This is a genomic window from Cognatiyoonia sediminum, assembly GCF_900129845.1.
GTDB classification, from domain to species: domain Bacteria; phylum Pseudomonadota; class Alphaproteobacteria; order Rhodobacterales; family Rhodobacteraceae; genus Cognatiyoonia; species Cognatiyoonia sediminum.
In genome coordinates, this window is sequence record NZ_FQXB01000001.1 from 250,331 (window position 1) to 270,443 (window position 20,113).

General features: G+C 55.0%; 21 protein-coding genes. 9 read left to right on the forward strand and 12 right to left on the reverse strand.

The features are described from left to right. Nucleotides 1-4 precede the first annotated feature (4 nt). A complete protein-coding gene (locus tag BUA85_RS01260; RefSeq protein ID WP_242648966.1) occupies nucleotides 5-679 on the reverse strand; it encodes an ImuA family protein in 675 nt (224 codons plus the stop codon). A 144-nt stretch (nucleotides 680-823) separates the two neighbouring features. Here BUA85_RS01260 and BUA85_RS01265 point away from each other — a divergent pair, with 144 nt between their 5' ends. Then, nucleotides 824-2,020, forward strand: coding sequence for a glycerate kinase type-2 family protein (locus BUA85_RS01265; RefSeq protein WP_072898680.1), 1,197 nt, complete (start codon nucleotides 824-826; stop codon nucleotides 2,018-2,020). Here the strand turns inward: BUA85_RS01265 and BUA85_RS01270 are convergent. Beyond that, nucleotides 2,017-3,312: a cytochrome-c peroxidase gene (locus BUA85_RS01270; RefSeq protein ID WP_242648967.1), complete on the reverse strand. Its 1,296-nt coding sequence runs from the start codon at nucleotides 3,310-3,312 to the stop codon at nucleotides 2,017-2,019. The two genes, BUA85_RS01265 and BUA85_RS01270, sit on opposite strands and share 4 nt — an antisense overlap. 27 nt (nucleotides 3,313-3,339) lie before the next feature. Here BUA85_RS01270 and BUA85_RS01275 point away from each other — a divergent pair, with 27 nt between their 5' ends. Continuing rightward, nucleotides 3,340-3,798: a tetratricopeptide repeat protein gene (locus tag BUA85_RS01275; protein ID WP_072898682.1), complete on the forward strand. Its 459-nt coding sequence runs from the start codon at nucleotides 3,340-3,342 to the stop codon at nucleotides 3,796-3,798. A 126-nt stretch (nucleotides 3,799-3,924) separates the two neighbouring features. Next, on the forward strand, nucleotides 3,925-5,982 hold the full coding sequence (locus tag BUA85_RS01280; protein WP_072900349.1) for a putative bifunctional diguanylate cyclase/phosphodiesterase: 2,058 nt from the start codon (nucleotides 3,925-3,927) through the stop codon (nucleotides 5,980-5,982). Here BUA85_RS01280 and BUA85_RS01285 read toward each other — a convergent pair. From BUA85_RS01285 to BUA85_RS01320, 8 genes are all read right to left on the reverse strand, one after another. Continuing rightward, a complete protein-coding gene (locus tag BUA85_RS01285) occupies nucleotides 5,979-6,365 on the reverse strand; it encodes a hypothetical protein (RefSeq protein WP_072898684.1) in 387 nt (128 codons plus the stop codon). The two genes, BUA85_RS01280 and BUA85_RS01285, sit on opposite strands and share 4 nt — an antisense overlap. Nucleotides 6,366-6,425: 60 nt before the next feature. After that, complete coding sequence (locus BUA85_RS01290) at nucleotides 6,426-7,130, reverse strand: VIT1/CCC1 transporter family protein (RefSeq protein ID WP_072898686.1); 705 nt, start codon at nucleotides 7,128-7,130, stop codon at nucleotides 6,426-6,428. 105 nt (nucleotides 7,131-7,235) lie between these two features. Beyond that, entirely contained in the window at nucleotides 7,236-8,300 is a 1,065-nt protein-coding gene (locus tag BUA85_RS01295; protein WP_072898688.1) for a TRAP transporter substrate-binding protein, read from the reverse strand. 22 nt (nucleotides 8,301-8,322) lie between these two features. Next, complete coding sequence (locus BUA85_RS01300) at nucleotides 8,323-9,858, reverse strand: TRAP transporter large permease (protein WP_072898690.1); 1,536 nt, start codon at nucleotides 9,856-9,858, stop codon at nucleotides 8,323-8,325. Further along, a complete protein-coding gene (locus tag BUA85_RS01305; protein ID WP_072898692.1) occupies nucleotides 9,858-10,451 on the reverse strand; it encodes a TRAP transporter small permease in 594 nt (197 codons plus the stop codon). Before BUA85_RS01305 ends, BUA85_RS01300 begins: the two co-directional genes overlap by 1 nt. A gap of 144 nt (nucleotides 10,452-10,595) precedes the next feature. After that, nucleotides 10,596-11,099, reverse strand: a complete 504-nt coding sequence (locus tag BUA85_RS01310) for a flavin reductase family protein (RefSeq protein ID WP_207548124.1) — start codon at nucleotides 11,097-11,099, stop codon at nucleotides 10,596-10,598. Further along, nucleotides 11,099-11,989, reverse strand: coding sequence for an aldo/keto reductase (locus BUA85_RS01315; protein ID WP_072898694.1), 891 nt, complete (start codon nucleotides 11,987-11,989; stop codon nucleotides 11,099-11,101). The genes BUA85_RS01310 and BUA85_RS01315 overlap by 1 nt, the downstream gene beginning before the upstream one ends. Further along, complete coding sequence (locus BUA85_RS01320) at nucleotides 11,986-13,146, reverse strand: LLM class flavin-dependent oxidoreductase (RefSeq protein WP_072898696.1); 1,161 nt, start codon at nucleotides 13,144-13,146, stop codon at nucleotides 11,986-11,988. Before BUA85_RS01320 ends, BUA85_RS01315 begins: the two co-directional genes overlap by 4 nt. A gap of 100 nt (nucleotides 13,147-13,246) precedes the next feature. Between BUA85_RS01320 and BUA85_RS01325 the strand changes: the two genes are divergently transcribed. Both BUA85_RS01325 and BUA85_RS01330 read left to right on the forward strand, forming a co-directional pair. Then, nucleotides 13,247-13,963, forward strand: coding sequence for a GntR family transcriptional regulator (locus tag BUA85_RS01325; RefSeq protein ID WP_072898698.1), 717 nt, complete (start codon nucleotides 13,247-13,249; stop codon nucleotides 13,961-13,963). 4 nt (nucleotides 13,964-13,967) lie between these two features. Beyond that, a complete protein-coding gene (locus tag BUA85_RS01330; RefSeq protein WP_072900351.1) occupies nucleotides 13,968-15,056 on the forward strand; it encodes a Gfo/Idh/MocA family protein in 1,089 nt (362 codons plus the stop codon). A 52-nt stretch (nucleotides 15,057-15,108) separates the two neighbouring features. Here the strand turns inward: BUA85_RS01330 and BUA85_RS01335 are convergent, their stop codons facing one another. Next, nucleotides 15,109-16,218, reverse strand: a complete 1,110-nt coding sequence (locus BUA85_RS01335) for a THUMP domain-containing class I SAM-dependent RNA methyltransferase (protein WP_072898700.1) — start codon at nucleotides 16,216-16,218, stop codon at nucleotides 15,109-15,111. 182 nt (nucleotides 16,219-16,400) lie between these two features. On the opposite strand from BUA85_RS01335, the gene BUA85_RS16570 reads away from it, so the two are divergent. From BUA85_RS16570 to BUA85_RS01350, 3 genes are all read left to right on the forward strand, one after another. Beyond that, nucleotides 16,401-17,162, forward strand: a complete 762-nt coding sequence (locus BUA85_RS16570) for a YbaY family lipoprotein (RefSeq protein WP_072898702.1) — start codon at nucleotides 16,401-16,403, stop codon at nucleotides 17,160-17,162. A gap of 148 nt (nucleotides 17,163-17,310) precedes the next feature. After that, complete coding sequence (gene dusA, locus BUA85_RS01345; RefSeq protein WP_278246371.1) at nucleotides 17,311-18,312, forward strand: tRNA dihydrouridine(20/20a) synthase DusA; 1,002 nt, start codon at nucleotides 17,311-17,313, stop codon at nucleotides 18,310-18,312. Between the two features lie 18 nt (nucleotides 18,313-18,330). Next, a complete protein-coding gene (locus tag BUA85_RS01350; RefSeq protein ID WP_072898705.1) occupies nucleotides 18,331-19,059 on the forward strand; it encodes a hypothetical protein in 729 nt (242 codons plus the stop codon). Here BUA85_RS01350 and BUA85_RS01355 read toward each other — a convergent pair. Next, nucleotides 19,056-19,715 (reverse strand): helix-turn-helix transcriptional regulator, encoded by a 660-nt coding sequence (locus BUA85_RS01355; protein ID WP_072898706.1) that lies wholly within the window; start codon nucleotides 19,713-19,715, stop codon nucleotides 19,056-19,058. The two genes, BUA85_RS01350 and BUA85_RS01355, sit on opposite strands and share 4 nt — an antisense overlap. Nucleotides 19,716-19,900: 185 nt before the next feature. On the opposite strand from BUA85_RS01355, the gene BUA85_RS01360 reads away from it, so the two are divergent. Further along, complete coding sequence (locus BUA85_RS01360; protein WP_072898707.1) at nucleotides 19,901-20,113, forward strand: twin-arginine translocase TatA/TatE family subunit; 213 nt, start codon at nucleotides 19,901-19,903, stop codon at nucleotides 20,111-20,113.

A 20,113-nucleotide genomic window follows, 5' to 3' on the forward strand; every position in this document is an offset into this window, starting at 1 on the left:
ACGATCAGGCTGTGTGCTGATGTGAAGGTGCGTCGTTTAAGCCATGAGAGAGGGTTAAGCCTGTAGCGCTCTGGCGGGCGACCCATTCGCCCGGTGGTCGCCAACGGGCGCGAAAGAGTTCTGCGCGCCAGAGGGGGTGGCCTGGTGCGCGCATATCATAGCGGTTTGTTTCGGACGGCAGGGAGCTGATGCGCCAGCGCATGCGGGCAGCGCTCAGGTTTGGGGTCGCCGCACGTCGGATTAACCAAGCTGGCAGGTCGCGTGCCTCTGCCCGTAAGGCAAGGCGTTTGCTAGCGGTGAAATCGAGGCAGGGCGGATCGCCCCAGATTTCGCCCAAAACGGCAGAGAGGCCGGTGCAGCGCAACCCTTCTTCCATTGACCAGAGCACATCGGCGGGTTTGGAGACGGTGACAGAAATCACTTTCAGTGGGGCGGATAGCCCTGCGAGGTAGGGTTTGCCCGCTTCGCGTCTGGACAAGCGATCCTGAATCCACAGGATAGGTTTACCAGCTGCCGCGAGTTGCGCGCAGATAAAGCCCGTGGCGGCGGCATCGACGACCGTATCTGCAAAAACCTCTGCAAATGTGGCTTCTGGCGCTTCTTGCTTATGGTTGCGGTTGCGCAGCACCATTTGGGGCGTGTTTTCGCCTTTTGTGGTGAGAGGGGGCAGGTGCTGCATGAGTCTCTTTCGATTAAATGTTCCTATTTTGTTCTAATTTTCTTCTGATCAATCGTCAATCCCTCATGGCCTGCGCTTGTAACCCTTAGGGGGATTTGGCACATCCACCCTAAACGCCACAGACCATTCAAACGAGAGCCCCCCATGACCGATCCGCGTGCGCAGGCCCGAGCGATATTCCAAGCAGGTGTTGCAGCTGCTGATCCTTATGAACGTGTGCGGGCATCCCTCAACAATGTAGCTGAGCAACCGGCACACATAATCGCAGTCGGGAAGGCTGCGGTGCGGATGGAGGAGGCGGCGCGAGAGGCCTATCCAGACACACCCGCTCTTGTTGTAACGAACTACGAGAACGCTCAGGCGCTCAAAGGCGCTACGGTCATGCCCGCAGGGCATCCGATCCCGGATGAGAATGGGTTGAGGGCTGCTGAAGCGGTTATCGACACCTTATCCTCTGCCACGGGTCCGATCTTGGCGTTGATTTCGGGCGGTGGGTCGGCCTTGCTGCCAGCGCCCGCCGACGGGATCAGCTTGGAGGAAAAGGCAGCCGTGAATGCCGCACTTTTGGCATCAGGGATCGAGATTACTGAGATGAATTTGGTACGGCAGCAGTTGTCTCGCTTGAAAGGTGGGGGGCTGTTGCGCCATGCGGCACCGAATGCTGTGACGGCTTTGATCCTATCAGATGTCATCGGCGATGAACTCTCCGCCATTGCGAGCGGTCCGACGGTTGCGCCTTTGGGAACAAAAGCAGAGGCCAAGGGTATTTTGGAGCACTACGGGATATGGGATGAGATGCCTCAAAGCGTGAAGGCGCATTTGCTGGCGGGCGAAAAAGAGAGCGTTCTTCCCGCGCATACGAACCACCTTATAGGGTCGAACGGGCAAAGTGTGGAGGCGATGCGAGTGGCCGGAGATGCTGTGGCAATTGACACGCCGATTGAAGGCGATGTTGCCGACGCTGCGCGGCGGATTTGTGACGCTTGCGGCACTGGCACCACCGTTTGGGGCGGTGAGACGACAGTGATCCTGAAAGGCGACGGGCGCGGCGGGCGCAATCAGGAGTTGGCGCTGCGGATTGCGCGAGAGGCGGAGGCACGCGGGTGGACGGATTGGACGTGTCTTCAAGGAGGCAGCGACGGGCGCGATGGGCCGACGGATGCGGCCGGTGGCTTGGTCGATTCCGGGACGTTGCAACGCATATCCGATAAGGGTGGTGATCTTGATGCTCTGCTTGGAAATAATAACAGTTATCAAGCGCTTGCGCTGGCGGACGATCTGTTGATGACGGATGCAACGGGCACCAATGTCGCTGACCTTGGCGTTATGATCCGCCGTTAATCTACAGGTAGACCACTCGGTACCGTCTCTGGCCTCCCAAGCGGCCGGTCATCTGCGGTTTCACCGGTAAGCGCGTTCAAAAAGGCAACAAGATCTGCAATGTCTTTTTCGCTCAGATCAATGGGGCGTTTTTCTATCGTGGCTTCCTGACGGGCTATCTCGCGAGTGTCCTGCTGTATAGCGAAATCGACTTTGGCCAGCCACGGCACCTCGGGCAGTTGCGCATCCGCTGGCGTCCAGCTTTCTCTCGCTGCGACCGGATCGGCATGGTGGCGGATCATCGCCTCGAGTGTGGCATAAGCACCGTTGTGGCCATAGGGACCTGTTAAAGCCACGTTCCGCAACGATGGCGTTCGGAACTTGTAGGCGTCCTCCAAAGCGTCCGTTTCGGCCATTCGTCCAACATCACGCGAAATCTGATCCCAACGGCGAGTGCGACCGGGGCCAAAGGCGGGAAGGCCGAGCGCATGAAAGGCCTGATCGGTGAAAAGATCACCCGCGTGGCAAGAGGCGCAGCGTGCTGAGTTGTAGAAGAGTTTACGCCCACGATCTGCATCATCGGGCAGAGGCGTGCCGGTCAGCCATGCGTCATAAGGGCTATCGTAACTTTGCCATTCAGAGGCAATAAAAGCCCCCAAAGCATTGCCGATTTCCACGATTGTGACTTCTGAAGGTTCTTCAATATGATCAAAGGCTTCTACGAACATGCTGCCATATTCAGGAATGACCCGAACCCGCTTGGCGATGATCGGCCAGCCGTTGTCGATGCGGTCATGGACAGCACCTGTGACTTCGTTTTCGCCGGGGTTTCCGGCCATCTCAAACTGCGCCGTCATCGGGAATAAAGATTGGGCAGCAAGCAGGTTGTCGAGGCCCTTTGGAAGCCATTCCTCTGCCGGACTGTCGAAGCCGTTTCCGTAGAGATCGGACTCCGTCAGGCGACCATCATGAAAAAGAACGTTGATGTCGCGGTGCCCCAAATTCCAAAGGGCAGGCGCGTTGCGTGGAATGCGCTTTCTGATCCGATCAGCACCCATGCCGGGCGTGCGATCCGGGCCAACGCCGACACCGCCTTCACCGATACCTAAGCTTAGTCCATCGCCACCGGCATGGTCATGGTGATGACATGTCCCACAACTGATGTTCAGATTGCCAGAGAGGATCTTGTCATAGAACAAAAGTTGTCCCAATCGGGCTTGAGCTGGGTCGACGTCAATGTAATCCTCAGCAGAGATTTGGGCCTGAGCCGTGCTCGCAAAAAGAAGGACACATGCCGTATGCAATGCGTACACAGAGCGTACACAGCCTGTACATACACTATGGCGTTTCTGCTGTTTTGGGCCGTTCCGGCGCAGGCCACGATGGAAGAGGCCAAGGACCTTATGGAAGCCGGTGAATTCGAGGCGGCCAAGGAGCTTTTTGAAGTGTACGCGCGCTCTGGAAACGCCGATGCGGAAGAGCTGATCGGTGTCATGTACGCCCTTGGGCTTGGCGTCGAAAAAGACGATGTCCGGGCGTTTGACTGGTATCTTCGGGCGTCTTTGAAAGGGCATGCAGGCGCTCAATCTGGTATCGGTTGGTACTACGAGGTTGGTCGAGGCATGCCCGAACCGGACTTGGTTAGAGCCTATCTTTGGTATGCGCTTTCAGCAATAGGTGGCGACGTTGACGCGCCCGACAGTCTGGAGGAATTGACACCTAAATTGACTCCGGAACAAAGAGCGCAAGCCGAGAAGATGATCGACGATTATCGGGTGTGGATGTACCCGTTTAGATGAGGTTTTGACGACAAATTAGAAGCGAATTTTAGGTAGTTTTATCAGCTAAGAATTCCGCGACTTCACCTAACATCAATTTTTCCCACCGATACAAAACACCTGTCTTGAGGACGAATAGGTGTGGATGTGACAGCAGGTACAATCGGCCGGTTTTGGTCCCTCAGATGGTTAACCACCAACCCAAGCCGTTTGTGGAAAAGGTATGTGGTTGCGATAGGCTTGATCGTACTCCTACTGATAGGATCGCAAGTCGCACACACGATGACGCTGACCGAGACAGCCCGCGACGCGAGCGTCATAAATCTGAGTGGTCGGCAACGGATGCTCAGTCAGCGGATACTCTACCTCGCTACGCAGCTTGAACTCTCGCAAGACAGTCCAACAGCGGCCATGTTAACGGATGCAGTTGGTGAGTTTGAAAACGCTCACAATCGATTGGTTGGGATTGCGATGGAGTCCCCTCAACTATCGGAGTTTTTTGCCGTTGGTACCCCAGAGAGGCTTGATGCGAGGGCGCGCGATTACGTCAACACTGCCCGTGCTATCATTCAATCGCCTCTCGATCCACAAGTTCTTCATCCCTTGCTTGAAGATCTAAAGGCGTTTGGGACATTTGAGTTATTGCGGGATCTCAACACCGCAGTTCAGCTTTTTGAAGAGGACGCCAACGACCGCGCAGAGCGGTTGAGTCAGTTGCAAGAGGCCACGCTAATTTTGGCGATCCTGACGATTATCATTGAAGCCGTACTCATTTTTTGGCCAGCTCAAATCAGTATCAATCGAGCGCTGGACGGTTTGGAAAGCCGGAATCGCGACATCGTTAAATCGAACGAAGCCCTGCAAGAATTGACACAGCGTCTTTCGTTTGCGGCACATCATGACAGTTTAACAGGCGTGGCGAACCGCAAGAAACTGAAGGAAGAATTGTCAGAGAGATTGGCCAAAATTGACCACGATAAACGCTCTATCTGCGTCATGCATTTGGACCTGGATCGGTTCAAAGAAGTCAATGACACGCTTGGACATATTGTTGGAGATTCCGTCTTAAGCCGCGCTGCCGAGATCATGGCGTATACCGTGCATGACGATGACATTGTCGCTCGGGTCGGTGGGGACGAATTTGTAATTGTTATGGACATGCCGAGAGCGGCTGGCGTCAAAAGGGCGATGGAGATCGCGGAAACTCTCATTCGCCGCATTTGTGAGCCGATGATGTTGGACGACGCAATGGTCACTGTAGGAACAAGTATTGGAATTGCTTTTTCATCAGAACAAGAAGCCGAAGCCGACCTGCTAATTGGGAACGCCGATATCGCACTTTACGAGGCTAAGAGAGACGGGAAAGGTGTTGCGCGTCTCTTTACGCGCAGCATGCGAGAAGGCGTCGAACAACGCCACAATATGATCCAAGATATTCATGAGGGTTTGGAAAAGGGTCAGTTCATTCCATTTTTTCAACCGCAAGTGAGCTTTGATACCGGCGAACTGATCGGTTTTGAAGTTCTGGCGCGTTGGGATCATCCCAAATACGGATTACTTCCCCCCGCTGATTTCATTCCACTCGCAGAAGAAATCGGGGTGATTGACCAAATAGATATGCAAGTCGCCATCGCGGGCCTTGATGGACTAAACAAAATCAGAGCGCGAGGCCTCAAAGTACCTAAGCTTTCTATCAATGTGGCTGCGCGATCTTTGCGTTTGGGCACCTACCGCGACGACTTGCATAAGGCTTTGAAAGAACGTGGTCTGTCCCCATCCGACATTGTTGTCGAGGTTTTGGAAACGACCCTCATCGAAGGGAAGGATGACCCAGCATACCAGATGATTGGTGATTTGGCCTCTGACGGCTTTGACATCTACATCGATGACTTTGGGACCGGATACGCATCGCTTGCGAGTTTGGCGCAGCTGGATTTGTCAGGCATGAAAATTGACAAATCCCTCGTCGCGAACCCTGAAGATCGAAGAGCCAACCAAGTCATCGCTGCGGTTTCCAGTTTGGCCGATGGCCTAGGTCTAACCATTGTTGCCGAAGGCGTGGAGACACCGCAAACCTATAGCGCACTAAAACGAATGAAGTGCCACGTTGCTCAAGGGTACGGCATCGGTGTGCCGATGTCTCAAGACGATGCGATCGGTTGGATGGCAGACTACGGCGCGTCGCCTCAACAGCTTGCGGACTAACCTCGGAGTGACCGCAAGAACAAGCCGAGTCCACCAAAGAGGAGGATCAAGATTACCAAAAGGTCAAAGATGCTAAGTGCCGCGAATTGAATATTCAGGTTGGCAATGACGCCGGCAACCAAGGCGATGACGGACCCAATCGCGAGGCCCCAGCCAAATTTGCTACTACTATTGTAGAACACGAGCCCGACGCCAAAAATAAATGGGATCAGGATCATGCCGGTGGTGATACCAAATCCACCGATATTAAATGCCGCCGTACGAAAGCCAAAAACCGGCCTGATCACGATGTTGCTCAGCAAAAGATACCCGCCTGCAATCATCATCGCCAATCCGATAAAGAAGGTCAGCGTCCCGCCCTCTGATCCACCCGCGCCGCGCATGTCTGCTCTCCTGTTTTTTCTAGACACTAGCGTTGGCAGCAAACGCCCGCAACTTTGGCGTCATACACTCACCCCAAAGAGCCTACCTATGGCCGCTGTCACGATCATCGTACCGACACTCCATGAGACGACCCACAGGACCGCAGGCAGTATCGGTGCGCCGCCCGCTTTCGCGCCCAGAGCTCCGAGGATGGCCAAAGCCGATACGGTCGCAACTAAAACGACAGAGATGATAGAGGACGCTGGGGCGAGGAAGGCTGCGACTACTGGGATGGCGGCCGCAACAGAAAAGGTAAAACCAGATGCAAGAGCGGCGCTTAACGGATTGGCTCCGAGTTCGTCGGTCAAACCTAACTCTTCACGCACATTCGCGGCCAAGGCATCTTTTCCGCTGAGTTCCGTGGCAACGGTGCGAGCGGTTGCTGGCGTTAATCCGCGTTTTATGCAGATATCAATCAGTTCCTCGAACTCCTCTTCGGGCGCTTCATCTAACGCACGCAATTCCCGCGCAATATCTCCGCGTTCCATATCGGATTGCGAGGAGACCGACACATATTCGCTAACCGCCATCGACATCGCACCAGCCGCAAGCCCGGCTACCCGTGCAATCAGGATCGCGTTTCGATCTGGGTTCGCGGCCGCTACTCCGACAACGAGTGCTGAGACAGAGACGATCCCGTTGTTGGCTCCTAGAACAGCGGCACGGAGCCAATTGCTCCGACCGAGGTAGTGGGGGTCATCGGGGTGCGCACTTGTTTCGGGCATTGGTGATCTCGCTCTTGCTGTCGAGGAAGGTCAAATGTCACCGAGAAAATCTCAAACAAAAAGGGCCACCCGAAGGTGGCCCAAATCGTAGAAGTCTACAAAACCTTAATTCAGGTCTTTGGCGTAGTCGTCAGCCAACTCGGCTTCCGCCTCCGCAACCGCTTCAATCAATGCGTCGAGGATTTCATCGCCACCGTCCACGTTGGAACGGAACCAATCCTGCACAGGAGCAGCGGCTTCTGCGAAAGTTGCTTTCTCTTCCGGTGTTGGAACGTAGAGATCACCGCCGCCAGCAACGAAGTCCTGATAGGCTTGGATCGACTTACGCTTTGGAGATGCAAATGTCGCTTGCTGCAACTGGCTGAAGCCATCGACAACAACGCGGCGAAGATCTTCTGGCATTGCCATAAAGTTCTCGTTGCTCATCCACCACAGCGCACCCATGTAGGCGTGGCCGTCAAGTGTCAGGTATTGCAGGCCAGCATCTGGAAATTTCATGCCCATGATGTCGGTGATACCGTTCTTGGAGCCGTCAACAACGCCAGTTTGGAACGATGTGAAAAGCTCTGGCCATGGAATTGGTGTCGCAGAGGCGCCCAGTTCCTGAACGAGGATCTGAGGAAGGTCAGCCACAACGGTCCGGATCTTAAGGCCTTCAAAGTCAGCAGGGGATGCCAAACGACGCTGCGTATTGGCAAAGTTACGCCAGCCGCCTGTGTTCCCGATGGTCATCAAACGGATCGCACCGTCAGATGTTTCCAGCGCCATATCACGCATTTTGCGGGTAAAGTCGCCCGTCAAAACAGCTTCTGCCACGCGGTCGTCAGCCATCAGATATGGCAGGTCGAGCACCTGAACATATGGGAAGATGCCTGCCGCACCGCCTGAGGTGGAGATGTAGACGTCAATCGTGCCTTCGGCGACGCCTTCAAGGCATTCAGCACCGTTGCCGCAAAGCTGTGTGCCGATGAAAAGCTCTACGCCAATCCGGCCGTTAGAAGCGGATTCAACATAGTTCTTGAACACGACTAGACCGTCATAGTCTTCGTCGTTTTCGTTTGAGTTTGCTGTGGCGCGGATTGTGAATTCTTGGTGACCGTCCGCCCATGCGGCGAATGGTGTCGCCAAGAGCGCAGCGGTTGCCGCCACTTTGGTTAGAGTTTTCAGCATATAAACCTCCCTTGGAAAATGCTTAATTTGGTATCGGCGTTGGGCTGATACATTCGGAGAAACCAACTTCGGGTCCGCACCCTAAGAAGCCGGTCAGATATGGCACGGTCATCGAAATGGCCGGGACATAGGTGATGAGGAAGATCACAAAGATCTCCACTGCGAGGAATGGCAGGATCGCTTTTGCGATGGTTTCAACTTTTTCTCGACTGACGGTCGAGGCGACGAAGAGGACAAGCCCCATCGGCGGTGTGGCCAAACCCACAGTCAGGTTGACGCTCATGATGATCGCGAAATGAACGGGATGAACGCCAAGTTCCACAAAGATCGGGCCGAGGATCGGGCCGAGGATGATGATCGCGGGGCCTGCATCGAGGAACATGCCTACGATAAAGAGCAGGATGTTGATGAGGAAGAGCAGGACCAATGGGTTTTCAGACAGTCCAAGGATCGCCTCGGTCAAAATCTGCGGAGCATAAGAGAGCGACACAACTGTTTTGAAGGCCACCGCCGCGCCGACGAGAAGAAGGACGGCTGACGTGGACAATGCCGACTTGCTTAAGACCTCAATCAAGTCGCGGCCATTCATCGACCGCAGGACAAAGAAACTGACGATCAGCGCGTAGGCGACAGCGATGGCCGACGCTTCGGTCGGGGTGAAGACGCCGATCAGGATACCGCCCAAGATGATGATTGGGGTCTGTAACGGAGCGACAGCTTTTTTACAGACGATCCGAAAATCATTCGAGACTTGGCTTTTGATGTACTGAACGATCACATGGGCGATCGGCAGTAGAATCAAGAAGACCAGCCAGTTCGATGGCTCTGTCGGCAAGAACATCGTGACAAGGCCAGAGAAGGCATAGAGCAGGCCTGCGATATTGATGCGGATCAGACCCCAGCTGACGACGCTTTCTAAGGGTGTGATGGTTTGGTCTTTAGTGACGATCCGCTCCGCTTTCGGCAGGTCGTAACGGTCTGCCATGAGGCGAACCATGATCATCAACCCAACACCGACCATTACACCGGGGACGATGCCCGCAAGGAAGAGTGCTGCGACGCTTTCGCCCATCACATAGGCGTAGATGATCATGATGCCGGACGGCGGAATGATCGGACCGATGACGGAGGAAGCAGCCGTGATCGCTGCGGCAAATTTACGGGTGTAGCCGTTCTTTTCCATCGCTGGGATCAGGGTGGATCCGAGTGCCGATGTGTCGGCCACGGCGGACCCAGAGAGGCCCGCGAAAAGGATGGACGACAAGATGTTCACATGCGCGAGGCCGCCACGTAAATGACCCATAAAGGCTTGGCTGAATTCGACAAGACGGGTGGTGATGCCGCCACGGTTCATGATCTCACCCGCCAACATAAAGAAAGGCAGCGCCATGAGTGGGAAGCTGTCCATTCCGTTGTAGAGGTTACGATACAGCACTGAGAGCTGGCGTTCTTGGCCATCGAAGATGAGCAACGCACCCGGGGCTGCGAGCAGGGCGAAAACCACCGGCAGGCCGATCATGATCAGGACGAGGAAGACGGGAAGGAACCAGATGAGCATCAGTCAGCCCTCACTGCGTTTTCATCGTTGAGAAGTGTCAGTTCATCGCCGCGTCCACCGATGATGATGAACTGGCGTATGATCAATTCAATCGCTACAAGGATCATCAGATTCACGCCGACGAACAAAGATGCGAACTGCCAATTGTTGCGGAACTTGATGTTTTCGCCGCCAAACATCTCAAGCGGGATGCGCAAGGACGCCGAAGAACCGCGGCCGGAGAGGCTATCGACGTGATTGTTGAGGCCCTTGTCCCACGCGATCAGAAGGACGCCGAGAGAGATCAAGAGGAGGAACAGCGTCAAAAGGCGGGAGAGAGCGGTTGGAAGTGCGCGTTCGAGCATGTCGATCGCAACAAACCCACCCATGCGCATGGCTGAGGGGGCCATCAGGCCTGTCATCCAGAGCATCCCAAAGCGGGCGGCTTCTTCTGTCCAATTGGGCGCGTCGTTGAGAACGTAGCGAAAGAAGACCTGCCCTAAGATCAGACAGACCATGACGGCCAAAGCTATGATCGCAATGACCCTCCCGATGCCCAAAAGGACATTGTTTATTCTTTCAAGGGGCCAGAGGGCCCCGAACAAGACTGACATCGTCAGCTCCTCCCTTGTTCATATCTTTGGGGCTTTTGCCCTTCTTGTTATGCGGCGCGGCTTACGCCGCATTCTTTTTTGGTGTTGGGGCTTTGCCCCCGGCGCTGGCGCGCCTCCCCCAAGGTATTTTTGGCAAGAGGAAGATCAGGTTTCGTTGAACTCCCCATATTTTCCGCCATGAAAGACCAATGGTGTGCCCGTGCTGTGGGTGCAGCGGGTGACTTCGCCAACAATGATGACGTGGTCTCCTGCGTCATGGGTGGCGTGCAGATTGCATTCGAAGGTCGCCAAAGCGCCATAGATGAGAGGCATACCACAATGGGACTTGGTCCACGTGACGCTGTCGAAAGCAGTTTTTGATTTTGCGAAGGCGGCGCAGACGTCGCGTTGATCTGCGGACAGGACGTGAATCGCGAAGCGGCGTGAACCTGCAAAATGTTCGAAACGTTTAGATGCTTTTGCCGGCGACCAAAGGACCAAAGGTGGGTCCAAGGACACGCTGGCAAAGCTGTTTGCGACGATGCCAATAGGGCCTTCGGGGCTGTCGGTTGTGACAAGCGTGACGCCGGTGACAAATGTTCCCAATGCGCCGCGGAAGCTGCCTGCGTCGGTGCTTGGGTCAAAGCTGGCGATGGTGCCTGCGTCCATTATGGCACCTCCGCGCCGAGGGCGGCGGTGTAAAGTTCGAACCAAGTTTCACGGTCCATTCTGACTTTAAGCGCATCGGAGAGTTTGCCGATGCGGCTCAAGTTGTTGGTGCCCATGACCGCCATGATGTTCGCGGGATGCGCGAGTAGCCAGGCGACAGCGACGGCTCCGGTGTCTACATCATTCTCGGTTGCGACTTTGGTCATCGCGTCTTGGACCGGACCTTTGCTAGTCATCAAGCTCCCGCCGCCAAGGGGGGACCACGCCATTATCGGAATGTTGCGTTCCTGCAGGTATGCGACATCGCCGTTGGTGAAACCCTCATGCGCAGAGAGCGAAAGTTCGATTTGGTTGGTGACCAATTCATTTTTCATTGCGGATTGCAGCAGGGTCCAATCGTGCAGTTTGAAATTGGAAACCCCGACAGTGCGCACCTTACCTGACGCGACGACTTCATCGAGCGCGGCACCGGTTTCGTGATGATCCATGAAGGGATCGGGGCGGTGGATCAGAAGCGTATCGATCCGGTCGATGTTCATCAGGCGCAGGGAGTGATCGACGGAGGCCACAATATGCGCGCGGCTAGTGTCATAGAATTTGCCGCTGACGTTCGCATAGCGCCCCGCAGGGATCAGGATGTCGCATTTTGTTACGACTTCGATTTTGTCCTTGAGATGAGGTGCCGTTTTGAGGGCGTTGCCAAAGACCTCTTCAGCCTCATAGCCGCCGTAGATATCGGCTTGGTCCATGGTTGTGATGCCTTGTTCAAGGCAGCTTTCGATTTTCGCCTGAACATGGGCGGGGGAGGTGTCTTCTGCCTCTGCCAAGCGCCACATGCCGTAGATGATTTGGCTAAAAGAGAGGTCTTTTTTAATCGTGATGCGTTTCAAGTGCGCGGTCCTGTGCCCAGAGGGGTTGCGGGTGTCTCGGCTGGCACACGACCATAAGCGTGCGGCAGCGAGCAGGTTTTTAGCTCTGGCATAACGCGTTTGCCGAAGTGTTTGGCTTCGTCGATATGCGGGTAGCCTGAGAAGATGAAAGCACGGATACCCATCTTTTGATAGCCCTCGATTTTGCTCAAGATTTGATCGGTTGACCCGACGAGGGCGGCGCCGCAGCCGGAGCGCGCGCGCCCAACCCCTGTCCAGAGGCCGGGTTCAGTGTAGCCGTATTTGTCGGCGAGTTCGCGGGCGCGGGCTTGGTGGGCTACACCAAGCGAGATGCTGTCATGAGCGCGGTCGCGGATCAGTTTGCCGTATTCATCGTCAAGCTTGGACGCGATGTAGTCGGCGTATTCTTTCGCTTCTGCTTCGGTGTCGCGCACGATCATGTGTACCCGCAGACCATAGTCCAGCGTTCGACCATGGCGTTCGGCGACGGCATGCACATCTTTCATGCGCTGGGTCAGCATGTCCTTGGTCTCCGGCCACATCAGATAGACGTCACATTGGGCGCCGCAAAGTTCGAGCGCCGCTGGGGAGTAGCCGCCGAAGTAAAGGAGCGGTCCGCCGTTTTGTTGGTAGGGTTTAGCAGGGCCTGTGGGCACGTTTTCGAAGTTATACACTTCGCCTCGGAAATTGATTTCGTCTTGGGTCCACGCTTGGCGCAAGATTTCCACAACCTCATGGCTGCGTTTGTAGCGGTACGCGCTTTCTGCGACCTCGCCGGGGAAGTCCGAGCTGATGACATTAAGTGTCAAGCGCCCTTTGAGCATGTGATCGAGCGTGGCCACTGTGCGGGCGAGCATAATGGGTTGCATCTCGCCGCAGCGGATCGCGGCGAGGAAATTCATTTTGCTTGTCAGCGGCGCCATGCCCGCGACAAAGCTGAGGGTGTCTTGGCCCACTTGGTACGAAGACGGGGCAAGGATATTCCGGAAACCTTGTTCCTCGGCCGTGAGGGCAATGTCTCGGCAATGCTCCCAAGACGAACGAAGATCGCCATCAGGCACACCTAGGAATTGGTAGTCATCTGAGCAAAGGGCGGAAAACCAGCTGACTTCAGCTGCATCCAGATCAGCGCTTGTCACTGGTACGATCTGGCTCATCGTGTCCCCCCAAAGAATCCTCTTGCCAAATGCGTAGCACGGGTTTTTATGTGCAGCAATAGTGTATCAATTTGGCGCAGCCACGGGAGGGGCGGCCGTCATGACGCAATCCGCGACACCCCAGGCGCTGCCGATTTATGTGCAAATAAGCGAACGGTTGATCCGAGAGATTGCCGCAGGTCACATCGCCGACGGTGCGCGTTTGCCGCCTGAGCGCGAGATGGCGAATGAGCTTGGCGTTGCCGTCGGGACGCTACGCAAGGCTTTGGCGGACTTGGAAACCAAGGGGATGCTGGAGCGTATTCAAGGGTCGGGGAATTATGTTCGTCACCGGCCACAGGTTGCATCAGTTTATGCGTTTTTCAGATTGGAGAAAGTCGGTGGGGGTGGTTTGCCGACGGCTGAAGTTTTGTCGGTGGATCGCATGAAAAAGCCAAGCGATGCGCCGTTCTTTGGACTGTCCAGTGAAGGCCACAGGATTCGCCGTTTGCGCCATTTGGATGAAGACGCAATCGCGGTCGAAGAGATTTGGCTCGATGGCGGCTTACAAGATCGCATCACGCGGGATGATTTGTCAGACTCACTCTACCTCTATTATCGGGAACAGCTTGGCGTCATTGTCGCTTCCGTTGCTGATGAAATTGGGGTCGGGCAGGTGCCGGATTGGGCAGACCCGAGGTTCGGCTTGGACCGTGGGCAAGCCTGCGGCTACATCGAACGGGTGAGTTGGGATAGTGCCGGCCAACCGGTCGAATTCTCGCGGACATGGTTTGATAACAACAAAGCGCGGTACATGTCGCGTATGGGCAAAGGATAGGGTGTTGGAACAGGTCAAATATGGGCTGATCGGCTGTGGCATGATGGGGCAGGAGCATGTGAAAAACATCAACCTGCTGCCGCAAGGTGACGTTGTCGCCGTCTATGATCTGCATCGCCAGCTGGCAGAAGTCTCTGCGGAGTTGGCGGGTGGTGCCTATGTTGCGAAGAGTTTGGATGATTTGTTGACGCGGCCGGATCTGGATGCTTTGGTCATTGTGAGCCCGAATTTTGAGCATGTGGGGCAGTTGAAGCAAATCGTTGCGAAACGCCCTTTGCCGATTCTTTGCGAAAAACCGCTTTATACGAAGCCTGAGGATAAGGCTGACCTAGATGCATTGTTTGACGGCTATCCGCATCCGGTTTGGGTGGCGATGGAGTATCGCTATATGCCACCCGTTGCGGCTTTGATCGAACAGGCCGAGCAGGCAACTGGCGGCATCGCGATGTTGACGATCCGAGAGCATCGGTTTCCGTTCCTGCCTAAGATCGGTGATTGGAACCGCTTTAACGAAAATACGGGTGGCACTTTGGTCGAGAAATGCTGCCATTTCTTTGATTTGATGCGGTTGATTTTGAAGTCCGAACCCGTGCGAGTGATGGCCTCTGCTGGGCAAGCCATGAACCATCTGGATGAGCGGTATGATGGACGCGTGCCGGACATCTGGGACAATGGCTATGTCATCGTGGATTTTGAAAGCGGTGCGCGGGCGATGTTGGAGCTTTGCATGTTCGCTGAAGGATCAGAGTTTCAAGAAGAGATCGCGGCCGTTGGTCCAAAGGGCAAGATCGAGTGCTTTGTACCGGGGCCAGGCAGGTTCTGGCCAAAGGCGCTGGGCAAACCACCTGTGCCTAAGTTGGTGATATCGCCTCGTGCTCCTAAGGGGCCGTTGGAATCAGAGATGCCGGTTGATCCGACATTGTTGGATGCGGGGGATCACAATGGGTCGACCTATTACCAGCATATGAAGTTCAACGCGGCTGTACGTGGCGAAGGCGGGATTGAGGTGTCGTTGAAAGATGGCGCGCGCGCGGTTGAGATTGGTTTGGCGGCGCAAAAGAGTGCGGAGACGGGCGAAGCTGTGAAGCTGTGATGTCGATGCCGCTGCCTGCCTATTCGGCAGATGCGCCCCACCCACCATCCCGCTAAGTGAGCGGGTTTGTTTGATACAAGGTCACGCGCAGACCGCCATTAGGAATAGGAGCATCCGTTGGTTTGAACGGGAGGCCCATGGCCTTTGCCAATCCGCCGTCGGTTGTGACAAGCCCAACGCGCCAGCCTTTGAAATGGGTTGAGAGCTGTTTGCCGAGCGCTCCATACAGGCCAAATAGCTGTCTTTTGTTGCCGATCCTGTCGCCGTAAGGTGGGTTAATCATGACAAGGCCGGGCGGCCCGTCTGGTGGCAATGCGTCGCTGAAGCTTTGGCATTTGAAACGCGTGCAGTCTTCGATACCTGCGCGCTGGGCATTTGCGAGCGCGCCTTTGATCGCACCTTCGTCGCGGTCTGAGCCGGTGAAAACAAACGGTGTGGTTTGTTGCGTCAGATCTGCGAGCATCGCCTTCCAGCGTTCCGGTTGAAAGCTCGCCAATCTCTGAAACGCGAAGTCTCGATTGCGTCCGGGTGCTAACCCGCTTGCGATCTCAGCAGCTTCTAAAACGAACGTACCCGACCCACACATCGGATCGAAAACAGGTTCATCGCCCGAATACCCGCAGTGCCGCAAAAACAGCGATGCCAACGTTTCGCGCATCGGTGCTTTGCCGACAAAGGCTTTTGCCCCGCGTTTGTGCAACGGCTCGCCCGATGTGTCGACCGATAGGGTGCAAATGTTGTTCTCAATGCGGACCCGAATACCGCCAGACGCTTCTCTGACAATGGGACATCTCAACTGCGTCCTGATCGCGTTTTCAATCCGCTCCGCTGCGGCGCTTTGGTGGTAGATTTTTGAGTTTCGGGTTGTGACCTCTACATGCACCGATTCCCCAACTTTCAGAACTGTGCTCCAATCAAACTCACTGGCGCGGCGGTTCAATTCTGCGAGGTGATAGGCTCGAAACTGACCGATGCGTGCGAGAATGCGCGTGGCGCCCCGCAGATGCAGATTGGCGCGCCAAACAGATGTCCAGTGGCCCAAGAAGGCGATGCCACCTGGGACGGCTTTGGCGTGCTTGAAACCCTTTTCGATGGCTTCTTCCTGAAGGGTGGTTTCCATGCCCGGGACGGTGGCCGCAAAGATCTCAAATGGCTTACTCATGCCCTGTCCCTAAACTGGATCTGACGTAAGGGCGAGGGGGCGCACTTCTGTTATCAAGCGAAAAGAGCACTTATCTTTGTTCGGATAGGCGATGTTGGAAGAGTGATTTACAACTGTGGATTGCTCAACCGACAAACTGCGTGTTAGCGTTTGAGGCATAAAGCCAGGGAGACAGGCGAACAATGTTTAGAACAAAGATGCTTGCTGCCATTGGTGGCGCGTTTCTTGCAACAGCTTCGATGGCGGTTGCGGATATTTTCCACTTGGAAGCGACAATCTCGTACCGGGAACGCATCCTGCTACCAGAAGAAGCTGTTCTTGAAGTGGAGCTTTTGGACACATCCCGTGCCGACGCGCCGTCGATCCGGATGGCATCCCAACGTTTCCGGCTTGGTGGCGTACCACGCCGGGTCGAGATTGCTTATGATTCTGATCTGATCGATGACCGGCATACCTATACGGTGGCTGCGAAAATCCTTTTGGGTGACGAAGTGCTGTTCCGTTCAACAACCGCCTACATGGTCCTCACCCGCGGTGCGCCTGATAAAACAGAGATCGTCTTGGAGGCGATGCCAGTGCAGGCTGATATGGGTGATGCAGATGACCAGTCCATCTACGGTGAAACTTGGACAATCTATGAAGTGACCGGTCGTTTGTTGGTGACAGAAGATCTACCCGTGATGATGATCGATGAAGAAGGCAATTTCGGCCTATATGCTGGCTGTAACAACTTTGCAGGCTCGCTGACGGCCGAAGACGGTGTTTTGACCATGCCCGCGGCGTTCGCAGGGACAAAAAAGCTGTGTGAAGAAGGCAAAATGACTCTTGAACAAGACATCATTGACGCTTTGTCCGTGTCGACAGGATACGTGCGCAATGACCAAATTCTGGCCTTTACGAACGATGCTGGCGTTACAGTTTTGCGGATGCAAATTACAGAATGATCTCCTGTAGAATTTGAATTGGACGGCCCCTTAGCGGGGCCGTTCTTATTTCTTAGGGTGTTTCGCCCCGTTCTCAGGACATTTTGGGCCTCCGCTTACCCAAGCGACTATGCTAGAAGGCGCGTCGAAGAATCTCGGATGTGGTCAAGTGACTGAAAAGACGCCGCAAAGATTAGAGCATCATGCCCGCCTCTCCGTCGCCCCGATGATGGATTGGACGGATCGGCATTGCCGTTACTTGCATCGTCGTATGTCCAAACATGCATTGCTCTATACCGAGATGGTGACGGCACCCGCAGTTATTCATGGCGATCGGGAGAGGCTCCTTGGATTTAACGAAACAGAGCATCCTGTTGCCGTTCAACTTGGCGGGTCCGATCCAAAGCAGTTGGCAGAGGCTGCGAGGATTGCCGAGGACTACGGATATGATGAGATCAATCTGAATTGCGGCTGTCCATCGGATCGCGTGCAATCGGGGTCGTTTGGTGCGATCCTGATGGAGACGCCAGCTTTGGTCGCGGAGTGCTGTGCCCAGTTGATTGCCGCGGTAGATGTGCCTGTTACGGTTAAGTGCCGCATTGGCGTCGATGATCAAGAGCCAACGGAAGTGTTGCCGGATTTCTTGGCCCGGGTCAGCAGTGCGGGCGTAGGGCGCTTTACGATCCACGCACGCAAAGCTTGGCTGCAAGGTCTCAGCCCGAAGGAGAATCGCGATATTCCACCGCTTGATTATCCTTTGGTGCATGAGATGAAAGCGGTGTTCCCGCATCTGCATTTATCGATCAACGGCGGCATCGAGAGTCTCGATCAAGCTGAACCGTTTTTAGACGCCTTGGATGGTGTGATGATCGGTCGCGCGGCCTATCATACGCCCAGCGACATTCTGCTTGATGCAGATCGCAGGATTTTTGGTGGAAGAGTCGGGCCGACTGCGGAAGAGGTCGTTATGGAGATGTTGCCCTATATTGACCAGCACCTTGGAGCCGGTGGCAAACTGCACCATGTCACGCGCCATATGTTGGGCCTGTTTCAAGGGCGGCCTGGCGCGCGGATGTGGCGGCGCTATCTCTCCGAGAATGCGCATAAAGACGGAGCAGGGTGTGACGTTGTCGAAACGGCTCTGGGATTTGTCACGCAGCAGGCTGCTTGATCGCGTGAGGTTGAGCATTTGATTAACGGTTTCAAAGTGTTCGATGCCGACCCTTATGTAAATAAGTGGGTTAGTTCAGCGCGTCGCGTTGTTGAAACTCTGGACGTCAGCCAACGGCGACACGGGCGCACATGGTTTGTTGGTGTGGATGCTCTGCCGAACAACACAGACGGCAGTATTCGTGGCGCTACGCTCGGTGGCGCTTGGATGGATGATCTCAGCGCACATCCGGAGTTTGATGGATGGCATAAGGCGCAGGTCTCAATCGTCTATGATGGCTATCCGCGCCAAGACCCCGATGAAAGCGACGCGGCGCATCGGTTTCGAGTGAAACGGGATGCGGCGCATATGGATGGCTTGCTGCCAGAAGGGGCGGTCAGGCGGCGGCATCTTCGCGAACCCCATGCGTTTATCGTTGGGCTGCCGTTAAACAACGTGCCATCCAGCCCATTGGTTGTTTGGCCCGACAGTCATCGCGTCATGCAAACTGCTTTTTCTAAGGTATTTGAAGGTGTTGAGCCGTGTTATTGGGGCGATCAAGATGTCACTGACGTCTATCAAGCCGCGCGGCGTGAAGTGTTTGAACGCTGCGAACGGGTCGAGGTTAGTATGCGCCCGGGGCAAGCTGTTTTGCTGAACAGGCATCTTATTCACGGTGTCGCCCCGTGGGAGGGGCCGAATGTGATCGAAGGCCGGCAGGTAGCCTACTTTCGTCCAATGGTCGCCAATGTGGCCGATTGGCTCTAGCCTTTTTGCCGAAGGTAGGCCGCATAAGACTTGTCGGCTTCATCGACGAAAAGCCCCGGTAAGATACGCAGATCGCTGATTTGATCGACGCGCAACTCATCAAAGCTTTGCGTGGTCTCGCACCACGCCACACAGGTCCACAAGCGCCCCCAATAGTCGAGTTGTAGCGGGCGCAATGTTCGTATGTTATCATCCAGCGTAACAGATAGTTTTTGCCGCGTTCGAATGGCTTGCCGAATGGTCGGAAGATGCTGGAACCCTCGTGCAGCATCCGCGAAGGGATAAACAGCGAGGTTAAAACCCTCCGGCGCTTTACTAGGATCTTCGGGCATGACGCTGTCGAGTTTGCGCGCTAGATCCTTCGCCGCCTGCGTTAGATCGGGGTCGGTTGAGGTGCTGACAGCCATGAGGCCAAGGTGCAGCGCCTCAACTTCTGTCATTGTCAAATTCAGAGGGGGCAGGGTGATCGCTGCCATGACGCGATAGCCAACGCCGCGCTCCCCTTCGATGGGAACGCCAGAAGCCGCGAGCGTGTCCATATCGCGGTAGATCGTCCGTAAGGATACGTCTGTTCGTTTTGCCAAATCTTCAGCTTTGTGGAGCGAGCCATCACGAAGAATCTGAATGAGGTTCATAAGACGGTCTGATCGGCGCATTTTTGAAGGTGGTTTGTCATTTTTCTGTCAACTGACAGAAAAATGACATAAAAAAAGAAAAACTCAATAAAAAAAGGGCTTTCTGGCGCCAAGAAATGGCAATTTTCCCTTTCCTCGGGCGATATGGGGCCCTATTTATCACTTCAGCACATGAGCCTTGGCGCTCAGAAAGAGGAGATTGAGAGATGCTCAACAATATCGGACTTCCTGGCCTGCTGCTGATCGCAGTTGTGGTTTTGGTTTTGTTTGGCCGTGGCAAGATTTCGTCACTGATGGGTGAAGTCGGCAAAGGTATCACAGCGTTCAAGCGTGGTGTTGATGACGGCAAACAAGAGATTGAAGACAGCTTGGCAGAAGCCAAGGACGTCACACCTGCTGAAGAAAAAGACAAAGCCTAA